The sequence below is a fragment of the Chthoniobacterales bacterium genome, from assembly GCA_018883245.1.
Lineage (GTDB): Bacteria > Verrucomicrobiota > Verrucomicrobiia > Chthoniobacterales > JACTMZ01 > JACTMZ01.
Genome location: VEQL01000005.1, coordinates 105137 through 120936, shown reverse-complemented (window position 1 = coordinate 120936; position 15800 = coordinate 105137). Strand labels below are relative to the sequence as shown.

Here is a 15800-nt window from a genome sequence, read left to right as displayed (position 1 = left end):
AGCTTGAGGGATTCGATGATCGAGGAGGGACGGAAATCAAAGCGCCGCGCGTATTGTTCCGCCACGTGGTCGTCGCCGGTGCCCCGCGTATCGACCCGTAGCGAAACGGGATCGGGCACACCGATGGCGTAGGCGACTTGGATTTCGGCAACCTGCGCCAGACCGCGCTGGACGATTTGTCGTGCCACATAACGGGCGAAGTAAGCTGCGCTACGGTCAACTTTCGTCGCGTCTTTACCGCTGAAGGCTCCGCCGCCATGTCGCGCCGCACCACCGTAGGTATCCACGATGATCTTGCGTCCAGTCACCCCGCAGTCGGCTTCGGGGCCTCCGAGATCGAAGGGTCCGGCGGGATTGACCAAGATCTTCGACTGCGGATTGAACCACGAGCCGAGGGCCACGGGCAAAAGCGCCTCGCACACATATTCGTGGATCGTTTGCTGCCGCGTGTCCTCTGCGTGTTGTGTGGAAACAACGATCGCCGCGATCTCCACGGGTTTGTTGTCCTCGTAGCGCACGGTGACCTGGCTTTTCGCATCGGGACGCAGGAACGGGACCTCGTTCTGATGACGATGCACGGCCAGAGTTCGCGTGATGCGATGGGCCAAGGTTAAGGGTAGGGGCATCAGCTCCGGTGTTTCCCGTGTGGCGAAACCGAACACCAGCCCCTGATCGCCGGCTCCGAGCTGTTTGTCACTGAGTTCGACGCCACCGGAGATCCGCTCGCTTTGTTTTCCGATCAGATCGGTGACCCGGACTTTGTCGGCATGGAACTCATGCTCCTCGTGGGTATAGCCGATCGAACGAATGGCCCGACGGGCGACCATCTCATGGTCGACCAAAGCGTTGGAATTGATCTCCCCGGCCAGAACGACATCGCGCCCCTTGCAGAGAACCTCGCAGGCCACACGGCTGTTGGGGTCCTGTTCCAAGCAGGCATCCAAGACGGAGTCCGCGATGAAGTCGCAGACCTTGTCCGGATGTCCCTCGGAGACCGACTCGGAAGTGAAGAGGTAGCTCATGCCGCCTCCTTCGCGTAGACACCGAACTCGCCGAGAATGGCATCACGCTCGGCTCGAGCCACGTTCACGTCCGAAGTGCGCAACGAACGACGCACGCGGGCTTTGGTGTAATTTGGCAGGTGGACTGTGTAGTGCAGCCACCAGCAGCCGTTGTTAAGCCACAGGTGGTGGTTGCGGTTGTCGCGTTGCGCGCGAAACGACACGACGCAGCGCCCTTGGGTCGCCGCGATCGCGGCGGGGTTTGTTGTTTTGTTCATTGTGCGTTTGATAAACGCACCAGGCGGAGACTTGCTTTCCGGTCGATCCGATCGACCGGCGCATCGGCACGGGAGAGACTCGCTCGTCCCGCACCAGCCACCGTGGGTTCTCCTCCCCGGTTGGCAGCCCCGCTCTTTCGAGCAGGACGTTCCTGATGCAGTTGGAAATTTAGCAGGGTGTTGTTCGGTTCAAAGAGCTTTTTGTGTCATAGTCGTTGCAGACCCCGGTGATGGTCTGCGGAGACTCGCAAAACGGCTGCCTCGGCTTTTGTTTGGTTGTCTCCATAGATGGACCAAGAATATTGAAAATGCGTAAATCTAGGGCAGGCTTCCGCTTTGGTGAACGCCTCCGCCTTCAACCGCCATCTCACAAGAAAACTTTGTTGGATCGACGGCTCGCCCACGCACGTCAGCAGCGCTAAGCAGCGCCAATGCACCCGGTGCCGCCGCAAATGGAGCTACGACGGGCTGATAAAGCAGTGGCTGCTCGCCCAAGAGTTCTGTGCCGGTCATTCGCGCCGCGAGGCCGCGGTAGCCGCAGGAGTCGATGTCCATACAGCGGGACGACACTATGCAGACTTCCAGTTGGCCCTCGCCGGCTATGTGCGCAGGCTGCTTGCCGAGGGAATGGCTTGGAGGCTCGGGGACGCCGAAAAGTTTCATCGCCTTTTCCGCATGGGGCTTGCCAACTCAAGCCCTCGCCAACGCAGGAGGTTGGCCGCTCAGATTTGCTTCGACGGTCTCGGTGCACGTAAGCGCTTGGATCTGCTCTGCGAGTTGGTGTTTGCCGAAAAGCTGCGGCTATTGACCGTGTCCAAATAGGCCGCTTTCCACTATGACACAACTGGCACTTGTCAGATCCGAGGGTTGTGATATTTTTGCACCTGTCATGACCGCTCCGCATTAGCGCCCCCGCATTTGGATTAACGCCTTCCCGGGGGTGAACTACGCCCATGGTGGGTGTGGGTTCGACCCTTGGGTCGGAAATCCAAATGCTCATTGAAAATGCGAAAAGTCGGGCCGTCCGATCCGGACGGCATAACCACGAAGACAACGAACGCTCGCACGATGCCGTTTACGTGTGGCGCGTTTCGGGCGAGAACGGCAAGCGCTTCCGTTTCAGCTGCCGCATGGGACAGCTCTCCGTTTACGAAGAGCCGATCGAGCGGCACATCCTGACGGTCAACATCGGCCGTCTTGCCGAGGTGCGGCGCCGGGCGCTGCTGGTGATGAAAAGCCAGAAGGCGTCTCTGCCCGTGATCCGCAAACTCACGCACGAGGAGGAGATCGCATGCTGGGCCAAAGCGGCGGCCGATCCCGAGATGCGCTTCTTCGAGACGCTCAAGGGTGGGCCGGAGCGGTTGGGAGGGCGCTGGCAAACGCTGCGCTCGCTGGCCGCGGTCCTCGAGTTCATGGGTAGCAAAGCTCCCTGGCCGGACCGCCCGGACTTGGGATAGGGCCCCGATGATTCCACCCGCCCGCGTGCCTCCATTGGTGCGCGGTGCGGGTGGACTTCTTCGCTGTTTGCTCACCGGGGTCATAGCCGCTCTTTTCGCCATCTGGACGGCTTCACATGTCGCGCGCCACATCGACCGGAGACGGGCGATGGTGGCTGCCGACCCCTGAATCACGCCGCCATGACCAACGACTCCCTGTGCCCATTGCAAGTTGTGTGCGTCAAGTGCAGCAAAATGGATGCGGTTGGTAGGAGTTTGGGATTTTGTTTGTTGGTTGTATTGGCCCGGTTTTTTGGCAGGGCGCGGTAGCGCCCCGATGTTCCCCCCGAGCCGCGGGGTTAAGGGGCGCGCAGCCCCCGGGGATAGTCGTTCTGTGTGTCGGTGGGCTTGTCCTCATGCCGCCAAGGCCCGGACTTCGCTTTTTCTCTGATCCCTCAAGGCCTGCATCTCCAGATACCGGTCCGCCTCTTCAACTCCTGGTTGAGCCTCTCAAGCATGTTTGTGCTCTTGAGATGCTTGTGGTGCTCGCGCGGCAAACGGTAAAAGGTCCACGTCTCCTCGATGTTGGCTTCACCCAGTCGCACAGCTTCGTGTGCTTGCCCTGCCAACGCTCGAGCCTTGGAAAAAGCAGGCGGAGTAACGGTTTACACCGCATGAAGTTAATGGCCGCCCGCATCTTGGGCGGCATGCAAATGGTGCTCCCGGCTCCTGCCCACACGGAGCGAGCTGGTCGTCGCTAGCTTGCACCATATCGACAGCGAGGCTGGGTCATTCTCCCACGAGTAATTCTCCCGAGGGCAATTCTCCCAATAGAGACGATGCGACGGCGCGGGAAAAATTCCCGTGCATGAAAACGCACACAGCAACCGACGTAACCAAAAAAGCACTTCTATTGGGCATCATCACAGCGGGGCTGATCCTTCATACGGGCAGCGCTTGGTCCGCAGCAACAAACACGAACGAATACATCTTCAGCTACAGCCAGACCGCCGGTTTCCCGGACCAGGAAATGGGCAGATTGACCATTTCCGATTCCGGGACAGACACCGTCTGGACGCTCTCGGTCAACTGGGACAATCAATACAACGCGAGTTCTCCCTTTGTTTTCTCCCTGAACTACAACATGCCAACGGGCAACATTTCCCAGCCAACGTTGGAATTGTTCGATGTCGTGGGAAGTGTCGGGGTGAAATCCTTCGATAACAAGGGTGTCTATTTTCAACCGGCGAACAGCCCGGATCGGTTCACCGATGGAGAATCCGCGAGTTGGAGATTCCTCAACACCACGCCTGCCCAGTTCACCGATTTTGAACTGCACATCAACTCCATCTACGACGGAGGCTCGGTAAAGTTCACCGACTATGTCGTGCCGGAACCCTCCACTTATGCTCTTCTCGCCCTCGGTGCGCTGGTGACTGTGGTCGCCTGCCGCCGTGGGACAAAAACATAAACGGAGGCTGATGCTTCTGCATGGCGGAAGCATGAAGTCCAAATGAGATTTGATGCGGGCTTCCGGCTGAGGCGCGACTCTTCGGGCATCTGGAAAATTCAAGCCTGAACAAAAGAAAAGACGCATGCAGTCATCGACACCACTTCTGGCCCGGGATCGAACGCGCGGTCAGCGAGGAACACTATCTTGTCCCCAACTATGTTTTCGGTGAACGTGTCATCTACCGCATCACCATCCGCGTCGTCCGACCCCTCGCCGTGACGAAGGCGACTGTGGAGTCATGAGCTATCAAGGAAAGCAGTCGATCTCCCCTTCGTCTGCTTGCTCCCAACCTCGCGCCTTTGATACAAGGACCGGCTATGAAAAACGCCGCTCTCATTCTCGCCATCGCATTCATCACCGGGTGTGCCGCGCCGCCTCCGGTCAAGATTGCGTCCAAAATTCTCGGCAGGGGCGTGGTGAAAGAAGCCAAGAATGAACTGACCGGCTCGAACAACACCCAGGCAATCGATCAGCAGTAGATCGAGCGGTGCCACATCGCCGGCTTTCGGGATGCCTCCTATGTCAGGCTCTATGACACGGTGTTTCTGCCTCGTTGTTCTTGTTGCAACTTGTCTGGCGGCTCCCGCGGTGCCGGCCTGGGCTGCCAACCAGCCAGAAGCTGAAAACATGCGCACTCGCGACAACATGCGCGGGCAGCGCTACGGCGAGGTCATCGTGGTGCGGGGCGGTCCGTTCGTTTTTACCGGTGGGGTTTACAACACGCTCGGACTCAACAATTGTCCCGAGAAGCTCTGGCGCGCGCTCGATCCGCGCGCGTTGAAAAAGCAATTCCGCGCGGCGGCGATTGTTCTCAATGGACCCCGCTACTTCGTGATGGACCGCAGTTCGCTGGCGAATCCGGGCAAGACGGAAACATTCGGGGGCATCGAGACCAGGCATTTCGCCGATGTCCGTGTCACGTTGCCGACCGTCCTGCAGGGCAAAGCCGCTCCCTACACGGAGAACACGGTGGCGCGGACCACGGAATACCTCTACGAGAAGGGACGCCCGATCTACGAGTTGATTGCCCCGGATGGCACCCGCTACGTCATGCAGACTTATGCATTGATCGTTGATCCCTCGCTGACCGAGCGCGATTTGACCGGCTTGGCCAAGCGCCTGAAACTTCCCGCCGGCTGGCAATACCGTTCGCGCGTGCTGGACCGCGATCTCGTGCTTCGGGCCCGCGGCACCGCGCACGTCGTGCAGGACGATCTGCAGAACAGCTACCAGCGGGTCACCACCGAAATCTGACCTGCCTGGCTCACCTCCGCCTGAGCGGCAGCCTCAAAACCCCCGAAAAATAAAGCGCACCTTTGCGGCGTGCCCGCGGTTTAATCCTCCATGAAAGCGACACAACACGCGGTGCTGATTCTGGGAATGGGCCTTTCTTTGGCAGCAGCCCACCCGGGGCATGACTCCGGGAGCACGGAAACCCCTGCCGCGAATTCGCAGGCATCGAAAGTGGAGATTACCGTGGAGGGCGACAAGCGGGTGGTCCGGGCCAACGGTCTGCCGAACCATGCGACAGGCGATTTCCCGAACCCCGGCAATCCCAACTCCATCCGCGCGCAAAACTATCTTTTCCGTATGCCGGCGCATCCCGCGACAAACGCGGTTTTCACGCCGGTGGAACGTCAGCCGATCGGCGTGGCCGTGAACGGCGTGGTGTTCGACCCGGGCACGGCGGAATATTGGAAGAAGGATCCCTCTTCGGGTTGGCGCATGGAAGGCATCGTAAACGGACGGGGCACGCTGGGGATGGACCGCAACATGGCCCACGTGCAACCGAACGGCGCCTACCATTACCATGGGGTGCCGACCGGCCTGGTGGAAAAGTTGCCCGGCGATGAAAGGAAGCTCATCGGGTATGCGGCCGATGGTTTCCCGATCTATACGCAAACACCGGAGGATCGTTCGGGCTACAGGTTGAAATCCGGGACGCGTCCGGGCGGAAGCAATGGCCCGGGAGGAAAATACGATGGAACTTACACGCAGGATTTTGAGTTTGTCGCGGGCGCGGGAACCTTGGACGAAGCCAACGGAAGATCGGGAGTCACCGGGGAGTATCCGCAGGGAACGTATTTCTATGTGGCGACGGAAGAGTTTCCGTTTTATCCGCGGATGTTGAAAGGCACGCCGGATTCGAGTTTCCAAAGGCAAGGACCGGGCTCGAACGGAAGACCGCCGCGCCGCAACGGGACCGCAGGCGGACCGATCGGGAGACTCGACCGGGACGGCGACGGAAAAATTTCCAAGGAAGAAGCACCGCAGCCGATGGCGCGGAATTTTTCCAAGCATGACACCAACGGGGACGGCTTCATCGATGCGGAGGAAGCGAAGTCCCTGCCTAGACCGCCCGGACGCACCGCCCCGTAAACGCCAGCGGCGTGGAATGGCCTCGTTTGCATGGCGGCATGCTCTCTCACGCGGCCTGCTTTCGGAGGGCGTTTTCATGCGCCAAGCATGTCGTCGCATCGGGTGAGCGCGCGCACCCGCTGTTGCAAGCTCTTAGCCCGCGAGCGCCATGTCCGCGTTCGTGCGATGTCTTGCAACAGCGCGGCTTTCGCGGACGTCGGGACCCACGTCGGGCATGAATTGCGCAGGCGGGCGCGGGATGTTGGCGCTGATCTTGGGTGTGGCCTCCATCAGGAAGTCGCGCAAGGCGCGGGCGATGGCGACGTCCTTGGTGCCGAGGGAGACGCGGACGCGTTGCTTGGTGTAGTCGTCGTTGTGGACGGTGTAGTGGCACCACCACGTTCCGTTGTTGTTCCAGATGTGGTGGTCGGGGTTGTGTTGATGGTTGTCTTTCACGCGCCCACTTCATCAGAGGGGGTGAGACATTTGCTGTCCTACGGGTAAGAATTTCCACGAATTGCCCCGCTTTTTGGCCGGCCGAATTTTCTTCGGAAGGCCGTGCAGGCGTGGGAGTCTTTCCGCTTTCCGCGAAAGCTCCAGCTATGCGTTTGCAAGGATGCGGGGAGATCTTGCGGGCCCATTCAAAAAATTACCCATCATGGCTCTTCACATCGGACTTCTCACCAGCGGCGGCGATTGTCCCGGGCTGAATGCCGCGCTGCGCGCGGTTGGAAGGGCGGCGCAGGACTGCTACGGCATGCGCTTGACCGGATTTCGCAACGGATTCCGAGGCCTGGTGCAGGACCAGGCTGTCGAACTCGACGGGAAACAGCTGTCGGGCATCCTCGCGCTCGGCGGCACGATTTTGGGGACCAGCCGCGACAAGCCCCACCGCATGCCCATGGGAGGCCGCATCCTCGACATGACCCCGGCCATTGTCGAAACCTACAATCGCCACAAGCTCGACGCGCTCGTCTGTCTCGGCGGCGGCGGAACGCAGAAAAATGCCCTGCGCCTGCAGCAGGCGGGCCTCAATGTGGTGACTCTGCCGAAGACGATCGACAACGACATCGCATGCACGGACCGCACCTTCGGATTCGACACGGCTGTGGGCATTGCCACGGAAGCCATCGACCGTCTGCATTCCACCGCGACGAGCCACAACCGGATCATAGTCATCGAAGTGATGGGCCACCGTGCGGGTTGGCTCGCGCTCGAGGCCGGCGTGGCCGGCGGCGCCGATGTGATCCTCATTCCCGAGAAGCCTTACGATGTCGAGTTGGTGGCGAAAGCGATCAAAGCGCGCACGCGCCACGGGAAGCTTTTCAGCATCATCGTGGTGGCCGAGGGCGCCATGCCTTTGGTCGATGCGCGCAAGGTCGAGCGACTCGTGCGCGAGCGCGACGCGGCGGATTCCAAAGAGACGCGCGCCAAGATTTCCGAACGCCTGAGAAAATTCCATGCCAAGCGCTCCGAGCACGCCATCGGTCTGACGCACCAGCTCGAGAAGCTCACTTCGCAGGAATCGCGTTTGACCATCCTCGGTCATTTGCAGCGGGGAGGGACGCCCTCGGCCGCCGACCGAGTCTTGGCCACGCGATTGGGGACGGCGTGCGCCGAGTCCGTGGCGGCCGGTCGTTTCGGAGTCATGCTCGCGGTGCAGGGCGATCGCATTGTTCCGGTTCCGCTCAAGGAAGTGGCCGGCAAAAAGAAGCTCGTGCCGCCGGACAATCCGCTGGTCCGCTCGGCCGAAATGGTGGGGACGCGTTTTGGTTGTTGAGCAGTCGCGGCCTCAGCGAAACCAGCTGAACGGCACGGCGCCGCGGGACAGGAGGCGGTCGTTGAATTCGCGCAGGCTGCCGCGGTGCGCGGCAAAAAGTTTTTCCACCTCGCGACGCCCGAGCAGGTAGCTCATCGGAACGGTCGGTGCGGCCGTATACCAGTTGACGTCGGCCGCCGCGCGGGCCTTGGTGAAGCCGACGTTTTCCACGAGGTGCCTCGTCGCCGCCGCGTGCGTCATGCCGCCGGTGTGCAGCCCGATATCGACAAGAATCCGGTGGGCGCGCCAAAGCGCATCGTGAAGCTGGATCAGCCGCGCGTGGGGTGCGCGGTAGATTTTTTTCTCCACGCACAACTTTTCGCACCAGAGTGTCCAGCCCTCGTAGAAAATCGCGTGCGAGAACATGCGCCGCAGGTGGCTGGGATGGCGGTTCTGCACGATGAATTGCAGATGGTGGCCGGGATACGCCTCGTGCGCACAGGTGAGTTCCAGACCGAAGTGCTGCGCGATCTCGGATCTGCGCGCGTCGGCAGTCGCGGCCCGCTGCGAGAGGTCGTTGACCCAAAAGATGCCGGTCTGGTCGGCATCGAACGCGCCGGGTGCGCTGTAGGCGGCGGTGGGAAACTGCTCGCGAAGAAAATCAGGCACCGGAACAACTTTCAATTTTTCGCCGCGCGGCAGACTCACGATCCCTGCGGTTCCGAGACGCTTTTTGATATCCGTTGTGACCCGCCGGTATTCCCCGAGCAGCGTCGGTTCGGCGGGTTGCCACCGGTCGCGCAGTTCCTCGAGGAGGGCGTGTGCAGGACGGCGTCCGAACTTCGCGGCCTCCCGCCGCAATTCGTCCGACACCGACGACACCAGCCGCCGTCCTTCGGCGAGAAGTTCTCCCGCGGTGGCGTCTGTTCCCATGCGCTCGCGGAGCAGAAATTCGAAGTTTGTTTTGCCGACGGCGAATCCCGCCGTCGGGCCGGTCTTTATTTTCCCGAGTCTGCGCGCGTAGTCGCGGAAAGCGTCAGCCGCCCGCGCGAAGGCATCGCGTGCCGCGCGGGGAGAGGGACACAGCGGCACGATTTGCTTCGCGGTTTCTTCGATGAACTGCGCCGCATGGACGCTCGATCGTGCGGCGAGCCCGGTCCATAGCGGCACTGGGCGCCGCAGGCACGCAAAGCCTTCGTCCAGAAAGCGCGGGATTTCGCGGACGAGCGAGAGAATGTCTCGAGCCACGGGACGGAGGTTGTCCGCATGGCGCACAAGCAGGTGGAAGACCGCGTTGGCCGCGGCGCCACTGTGCGTCTGCGGGTCGAGCATCCAGCGCGGATGCTCGGAGCCGTAAAACAGTCCCGTCCGCAGATACGCGAGAAAAGCGCGGCGGTCGGTCCAGTCATCTCCCTCCCCGGGAGGAAGGTTTTCGATTTTCGCCAGGGTCTCGGCGAGGAGTGCGGCGTGTTTGTGGTGATCTTCGGGACGGTTGCGTCCGAGGTGTCCGCGGTATTCTTTCAGTCCGAGTCCGGCGGCCTCGGCGGGAAAGATCTCCCACGTTTTGCGGAAAAATGCGCCGGCTGCCCGGTGCAGCTGCGGCATGCTGCTGCCGGGGGGTGTGCGGAAGATGGCCATGCGTGATCGTTGGCGCGTTCCCCGTGCCGGGGCTCCGGCGGGCAATGGATTAATCGGCCTTGATGATGCGGCCCTCGTTGTCCACCCGCGACGAGGCGATGTCGTTGATCTGCACGGCGAGATCGCGCATCTGCTCGACTTCCGATTTCGACGGCGCGCGGTCGGCGGCCTCGCCGGCAATCTTGCGGATGGTTTCCAAGCGCGAAGTGATGCCGGTGACGAGTTCCGTGTTCTTGAGGCGCGGGTTGAGCGTCGAAAGCCGGTCCAGGAAATAGTCCATGACGTCGGTCTTCATCAGCCCGGCCGCGCGTTGCGGCGTGTAGTTGTCGGCGGTGACGATGGCACCGATTTCGAATCCCCGGAGCCATCCGCCGAGGCTGATCATATGGGCCATTTCTTCGTCGCGCAGTTCGATCATGGCTTCTTCCACGTCGGACTGGGTCTTGATGAGTTCGAGCTTCAACTCCGCCCAGTCGCCGCGTTGCCCGAGATCGAGGAGGCTGTTGGCGTGGCTCGAAAGTCGCTGCCCGACGGCAAGGCTTTTGGCCTGCCGCAGGAGGGAGCGTCCTATTTTCTGGATCAGCGGTTTCTGCTCGGCGACCACGGCGAAGAATCCGTCGCAGATGAGGGATCCGAAGTTGAGCGATGTCTGGAAGCGGTTGTTGTAAACGCGGTCGAAATCGGTGTCGGCGATGAGAGAAATGGGGACGGGTTTGAAAACCTCCAGCTCGGTGAAAAGGCGCTGGATCGAGGGTGTGGTGAGCTCGTTGACCCCGAGTTCCTCGCGTGCGTATTCGTCCAACACCGGCTGCGGGGGAGCTTCTTGCGCATGGGCGGCGCCGCAAACGGCGGCGAGGACGGCTATGAAAAGCGCGGAGCGCATGTTTCCGGGCAAACTGCCATAAAACAGGGCGGGTGTCCACAGGGGGTCTTTACCCCGGATTTCACGCTGGAGTGCCGGGGTGCATCGACGGATCATGGCCTTATGAAGACGATCATTGTTCCTGTGGACTTCAGCGACACCCAAGGGCGTTTGATCTCGGCCGCCGAGCAGGAGGCCAAGCTGCGGGACGCGTCACTCTTGCTCCTGCACATAATCGAACCGGCGGCCGAGGTGGCCGGCTTCGAGACCGATCCGGAAATGATGCGCCTGCGCATCGGCCAAGACTTCGAGGCAGAGGAGCGCATCGAGAGCGAGCGGCTCCGGGAGTTGGCCAAGCAAATCGAGTCGCGCGGGGTGAAATGCGCGTCCTCGGTGAAGTTCGGCCTTCCCGCCGACGAAATTCTCTCGGCCGTCGCGGAACATGGCGCCGGTCTCGTGGTGATGGGATCACACGGCCACGGAGCACTCTTCCACTTGTTCAGCGGCAGTGTGGTCACCGGGGTGCTCAAGCGCATCGATCGCCCGGTGCTGGTCGTCCCGCTGCGGGCCAAGTCGAAATAACACGGCGGGATTCGCGGGACGCGCGGTTTTTCCATGAACACCGATTGGTCAGTCTGGCAGCCGCGCGAGCGGGCCAACCTTTGCTTTGTCACGCGCGGCGAGGAAGTCCTGCTCATCCACAAGAAGCGCGGACTGGGTGCGGGAAAAATCAACGGTCCCGGCGGGAGGATCGAGCCGGGCGAGACCGCGTTGGAGGCGGCGATACGCGAGGTGCGGGAGGAATTGGGTGTCGTTCCACTGGCGCCGCAGCAGCGCGGCGAACTTCATTTCCAATTTGCCGACGGTTACGCGTTGCATTGCGTGGTCTTCGTCGCCGACGGCTGCGAGGGCGAACCGGTCGAGACGGACGAAGCGATTCCGCTCTGGGTGCGCACCGGCGAGGTTCCCTATGACAAAATGTGGGCCGACGACCGCCATTGGCTGCCCGGCATTCTCGAGGGGCGCTCTTTCCGCGGCTTCTTCGAGTTCGATGGCGACCGCATGCTCGCGCACCGCGTCGAGTGGTTGGCGGAGGAGGCGCTGGCCGGGCGATGACGACCGCTCAGTTCCTTTTGGGCGTGGGCGTCGGTGCGTTGACCGGCGTGTTGGCCGCGCTCTGCGGCGTGGGCGGCGGACTGATCATGGTGCCGGCTTTTGTTTTCCTGATGGCACTGGACCAGAAATCGGCGGTGGCCACCTCGCTCGCGGTGATCATCGCCGTGTCGCTGGTATCTACAGCCAAATATTCGGCCGCATCGTTGGTGAAGTGGCAGGTTGTTCTGCCCGTGGCCCTCGGAGCCATCGTCAGCGCGTGGTTCGCCGCAGATTGGCTGAAGCACCTTTCCAACGATCTCCTGTCGAAAATCTTTGCCATCCTCATGATCTTGGTAGGGCTTCGCATGCTTTTGGCCAAATGAATGGCGTGGGAACGTGCAAAGTATTAAATTTTCTTAAATTGGAAATAGTTCTGGGAAAGGTATTTGCAAATAATACGCCGATGGACCAAAAAAATTTTCAAATTTTTCCTTGCACAACCGGTGCTCCGTGCTATTTTGCCTACATCTTTAGTAAAGATTGTTCTGGGGGGAACAGCAGCCCTTCTCGCCACTCGGTGAGGAGGGCTGCAACTTTTTAGGGATATCGTTCCGGTCTCGAGCGACAAGCCATGGGTTCTTCCAAAGGATCGCAAGCATCCGCGCCCCGCCGTCGCTTCCGTTTTGTCTTGGCCGGCTTGGTCATCGTGGCGGCTGCCGTTTGGATTGCGCAAGGGCCGATACTCCGCACCGCCGTGAGGCTTGCCTTGCCGGAGTGGGCGCATCGTGCCGGATACGAAATCGAATTTCGCGCGCAACCGTCGCGCCTGTTCGGCCCGCTGCTTCTCGGCGAGGTGAGTTTGCGCGATGCACGCGGCAGCGACCTGCGTGCATCGGAAGTCGAGATCGATCTGGCGCGCATCCCGGATCTGCTGAGGCGTCCCCGGCACATTGTCCAATCTCTCCGCGTGCGCGGGCTTACAGGCGCGCTGCATTTGGCGGCTGCTTCCGGCACAAAGCCCCCCGAAAATGGCGACAGCATTTTGAACGTCCTTCCCGCTCCGACGCGGCCCGCCGTCATCGATATCCAAGCCCCCAAGATTTTCGTTTCCTCCGGTGATGATCATCTGCTGCTCAAAGATGCGCAGATGCTTCTCAGCGAAGAGCAAACCGGCACCTTCCGCGCGGGCGAAACCGGAGTCCGGCTCGGGGGAGCAAGCAAGAGTCTCGCCGGGCTTCAAGGCGTGACTGCATGGCGCGATGGCGTGGCGTATTTCGCGGATGTGGCTTTGGCTGACGATGCGGTGGTCGAGGAACTTTCCGTGAGTCTCGATCCCCCGGGAGCTGTCACGCTCAAAGCCCGCACCTTCGGCGGAAGTTTTTACGGCGAGTGGACCGGCGGTGCACGCACCACGGCCGCGGTCAGTGCTTCCGATATTTCGCTCGCCGGCCTCGGAAAATTTCTCGGCCTCCGGAATCCGATGCGGGGCCGCATCGGCGCGCTGAAGTTCACCTTCAACGGCGACTCCGCCGATCCGCTCGATGCGCAGTCGTCGCTGCGCGTGGAGGGGAAAGATTTTTCCTGGGAGAAGCGCTCGTTCGGAAGCTTGCGTCTGGGGGCGAGTTTTTCGGGGCGCCACCTCAAGATCGACGAGTGCTCGCTCGAGCAGGGCGCAAACCGCGTGGCAGCGCGCGGCTCGCTTGTCTTTCCCGCGCTCGATTGGCGTGCTTCCGCGGTTTCGCTCGATCTCGATGCCTCGGTCTCCGACGTGCGCGCATTAGCCGATCTTCTCGGAAGGACGCAAAACAATTTGTCCGGCAGCCTGGTCGTCCAAGGAAAACTCGCAGGGCGCCTCGGTGATCCGTCCGGTTGGTTCCGGGCGCGCGGCTGGAATTTGCGCGCACCGGGCATTCCCGTCGCCTCCCTGCAGGCCGACATTTTGTTCGCCAACGGCGGTGTGAACATCAGCTCGGTCGAGTCCCATAGCGGGCCGGATTTCGTCCGCGCCTCGGGGGAAATTTCGCTCAAGGATTCCCTCACTTACCGCGGGCGACTCGAGGCGCGGGCCCGGGAGGTCTCGCGTTTTCTCGAGCCGCTCGGGCGTTTTGCTCCCGACTGGGCGCGCCAAGGCGGAGTTCTTTTGTTCTGGGACGGGGACGGAACGGAAAGCGCCCACTCCGGCGTTGTTTCGTTCGAATTGTTCAACTTCGCCGGCGATTTGAACCCGGTGCCGGTCAACGGAAAGTTCGCCGCCACATATTCGCCCGGAAATTTTTATGTGAGCCGCCTGCTTTTGGACCGCGGGCCGCTCTCGCTTTCGGCTTCGTGCTATCTCTCGGGCAAGGGACTTTCGGTGCAGGATATCCAGCTTTTCAATGCGCGCGACCGGCTGCTTAGGTCGGAAATTTTTCTGCCGGTCTCTTTTCCGCTTCTGCTCGAGGGGAAAACTTGGTCGCAAACCATGATCCCGGGTGGCGAGGTTTACGCCATGGTGCGCACCGAAAATCTGCGCCTCGGTCCGCTGGCCAACCTTTTCGGACAGAATTCCGTGTGCGAGGGGTCGGTGGATTGGCGCTTCGATGCCTCCGGACCATGGGAAGATCCGCGTGTGGAATCCGCGCTCGTCACCGAGGGCCTGCGTGCGCGGTTCGACTCCTTTGCCATTCCTCCATCCCGCTTTGAGGCCAAGGCCTCTGTTTCCAAAAGGCGTCTCGATGTTTCGGGCAAACTGCACAAGAACGGCTCCGATCTTTTCAAGCTGTCGGCGTCGGTGCCGTTGTTGGGCCGGAGAGCGGACGGTGGTTGGCGTGTTCTCGACCGCGAACTGCCGGCAACCGCGCAGTTGGAAGTTGCACGGCTCGACTTGACGGAGTTCGCCGGCTTGAAACCCTTGGCCGGAGAGTTCGGAGGTTCGGTAAAAATGTCCGGCACGCTCTCATCGCCCAATCTCGACGGCGCCTTCGACTGGAAAGATGTGAAAATTTCGTTCGTGGACGGTCTCGAACCGGTCACCGGTTTTTCCGGACAGCTCGTCTTCGCGGGGTCGGAGGCAAAGCTTCCTGGCGCCAAAGGCAAGATGGGTGAGGGGACTTTCGTTGCGGAGGGACAGTGTAATTTTGCAGATCCGGCAAACATGGCTTCGTCTGCAAAAATCGCCGGAAAGAATCTGGCGCTTGTAGCGTCGGACAATTTTTATTTTCCCGCCGATGTGAACCTTGCATTTCAGCGCACGGTGGATTCCCGCACTGTGAGCGGCGATATCGCGCTGCTGCAAAGCAAGGCGAATGTTGCTTTCTCCGCCGTGCCCCGATGCGATCCCGAGGGGAAAAACGGTCGTGCGACGGAGCTTCCTCTGCCGTTCCGTGTTGGTGGTTGGTGCGCTGACTGCAGCGCCGACATCCGCATCCACTCGTCGGAACCCGTCGAAATTGCCCAAGGAGCATCCGCATCCGTCGATGTGTGGCTCACCGGAACGCTGCGTGAACCGGTGCCGGTCGGCACGGTTGATTGCTCGGGCTTGCAAGTCGCTTTGCCTGCGGGTCCGCTGGCGTTGACCCGCGCCAGGCTTTACTTCACCCGCGAGATCCCGCTGACGCCGGTGCTCGATCTCTCGGGCGAAACATTCGTGAGCGGACATCGCATCACGGCAAATATGTCCGGACCGCTCGGTCAAGAGCGTGTGGAATTTGTCTCCCTGCCCGAGCTGGCGCCGGCGCGTATGGCCGAGCTTCTCGCTGCCACATCACCCGCCGCCAACGAAGCGGCAAAAAACAAAACGTCAGGTGAAAAGTCCGGAGCCGGCGCGGAGTTGCCTCCGCCGCGCATCGGCATGACTTGGAGTATTCGCTGATCCGCGGCGG

General features: G+C 61.2%; 14 protein-coding genes and 1 pseudogene. 10 read left to right on the top strand and 5 right to left on the bottom strand.

Features of this window, described 5'->3' with window-relative positions; translation table 11 throughout:
* Together FGM15_03360 and FGM15_03355 are read right to left on the bottom strand one after the other, a co-directional pair.
* Positions 1 to 1022: methionine adenosyltransferase (locus FGM15_03360; protein ID MBU3664901.1), on the bottom strand; the 1022-nt coding region annotated here is incomplete at its 3' end.
* The gene (locus FGM15_03355; protein MBU3664900.1) at positions 1019 to 1225 is read right to left on the bottom strand and encodes a hypothetical protein; all 207 of its coding nucleotides are present in this window, start codon (positions 1223 to 1225) and stop codon (positions 1019 to 1021) included. The genes FGM15_03355 and FGM15_03360, both read right to left, overlap by 4 nt.
* Before the next feature lie 393 nt (positions 1226 to 1618).
* Between FGM15_03355 and FGM15_03350 the strand changes: the two genes are divergently transcribed.
* Together FGM15_03350 and FGM15_03345 are read left to right on the top strand one after the other, a co-directional pair.
* A complete protein-coding gene (locus FGM15_03350; GenBank protein MBU3664899.1) occupies positions 1619 to 2101 on the top strand; it encodes a hypothetical protein in 483 nt (160 codons plus the stop codon).
* Between the two features lie 170 nt (positions 2102 to 2271).
* Entirely contained in the window at positions 2272 to 2736 is a 465-nt protein-coding gene (locus tag FGM15_03345) for a hypothetical protein (GenBank protein MBU3664898.1), read from the top strand.
* A gap of 458 nt (positions 2737 to 3194) precedes the next feature.
* Here the strand turns inward: FGM15_03345 and FGM15_03340 are convergent.
* A pseudogene (locus FGM15_03340) lies at positions 3195 to 3346 on the bottom strand (IS256 family transposase).
* A 237-nt stretch (positions 3347 to 3583) separates the two neighbouring features.
* On the opposite strand from FGM15_03340, the gene FGM15_03335 reads away from it, so the two are divergent.
* From FGM15_03335 to FGM15_03325, 3 genes are all read left to right on the top strand, one after another.
* Complete coding sequence (locus FGM15_03335) at positions 3584 to 4186, top strand: PEP-CTERM sorting domain-containing protein (GenBank protein MBU3664897.1); 603 nt, start codon at positions 3584 to 3586, stop codon at positions 4184 to 4186.
* Between the two features lie 669 nt (positions 4187 to 4855).
* A complete protein-coding gene (locus FGM15_03330; protein ID MBU3664896.1) occupies positions 4856 to 5482 on the top strand; it encodes a hypothetical protein in 627 nt (208 codons plus the stop codon).
* Between the two features lie 90 nt (positions 5483 to 5572).
* Entirely contained in the window at positions 5573 to 6607 is a 1035-nt protein-coding gene (locus tag FGM15_03325) for a YHYH protein (protein MBU3664895.1), read from the top strand.
* Positions 6608 to 6739: 132 nt separating this feature from the next.
* Here the strand turns inward: FGM15_03325 and FGM15_03320 are convergent, their stop codons facing one another.
* Positions 6740 to 7042, bottom strand: coding sequence for a hypothetical protein (locus FGM15_03320; GenBank protein ID MBU3664894.1), 303 nt, complete (start codon positions 7040 to 7042; stop codon positions 6740 to 6742).
* Positions 7043 to 7244: 202 nt separating this feature from the next.
* Between FGM15_03320 and FGM15_03315 the strand changes: the two genes are divergently transcribed.
* Entirely contained in the window at positions 7245 to 8366 is a 1122-nt protein-coding gene (locus tag FGM15_03315; protein MBU3664893.1) for a 6-phosphofructokinase, read from the top strand.
* A gap of 12 nt (positions 8367 to 8378) precedes the next feature.
* Here FGM15_03315 and FGM15_03310 read toward each other — a convergent pair whose 3' ends face one another.
* Complete coding sequence (locus tag FGM15_03310) at positions 8379 to 9983, bottom strand: DUF885 domain-containing protein (GenBank protein MBU3664892.1); 1605 nt, start codon at positions 9981 to 9983, stop codon at positions 8379 to 8381.
* On the opposite strand from FGM15_03310, the gene FGM15_03305 reads away from it, so the two are divergent.
* The 4 genes from FGM15_03305 to FGM15_03290 all read left to right on the top strand — a co-directional run bounded on the left by FGM15_03305 (position 9949) and on the right by FGM15_03290 (position 15790).
* Positions 9949 to 11427: a universal stress protein gene (locus FGM15_03305; GenBank protein ID MBU3664891.1), complete on the top strand. Its 1479-nt coding sequence runs from the start codon at positions 9949 to 9951 to the stop codon at positions 11425 to 11427. The two genes, FGM15_03310 and FGM15_03305, sit on opposite strands and share 35 nt — an antisense overlap.
* A gap of 33 nt (positions 11428 to 11460) precedes the next feature.
* Complete coding sequence (locus FGM15_03300) at positions 11461 to 11961, top strand: 8-oxo-dGTP diphosphatase (GenBank protein MBU3664890.1); 501 nt, start codon at positions 11461 to 11463, stop codon at positions 11959 to 11961.
* The gene (locus FGM15_03295) at positions 11958 to 12323 is read left to right on the top strand and encodes a sulfite exporter TauE/SafE family protein (GenBank protein MBU3664889.1); all 366 of its coding nucleotides are present in this window, start codon (positions 11958 to 11960) and stop codon (positions 12321 to 12323) included. Before FGM15_03300 ends, FGM15_03295 begins: the two co-directional genes overlap by 4 nt.
* Positions 12324 to 12571: 248 nt before the next feature.
* On the top strand, positions 12572 to 15790 hold the full coding sequence (locus tag FGM15_03290; GenBank protein ID MBU3664888.1) for a hypothetical protein: 3219 nt from the start codon (positions 12572 to 12574) through the stop codon (positions 15788 to 15790).
* The last annotated feature ends 10 nt before the right edge of the window (positions 15791 to 15800 follow it).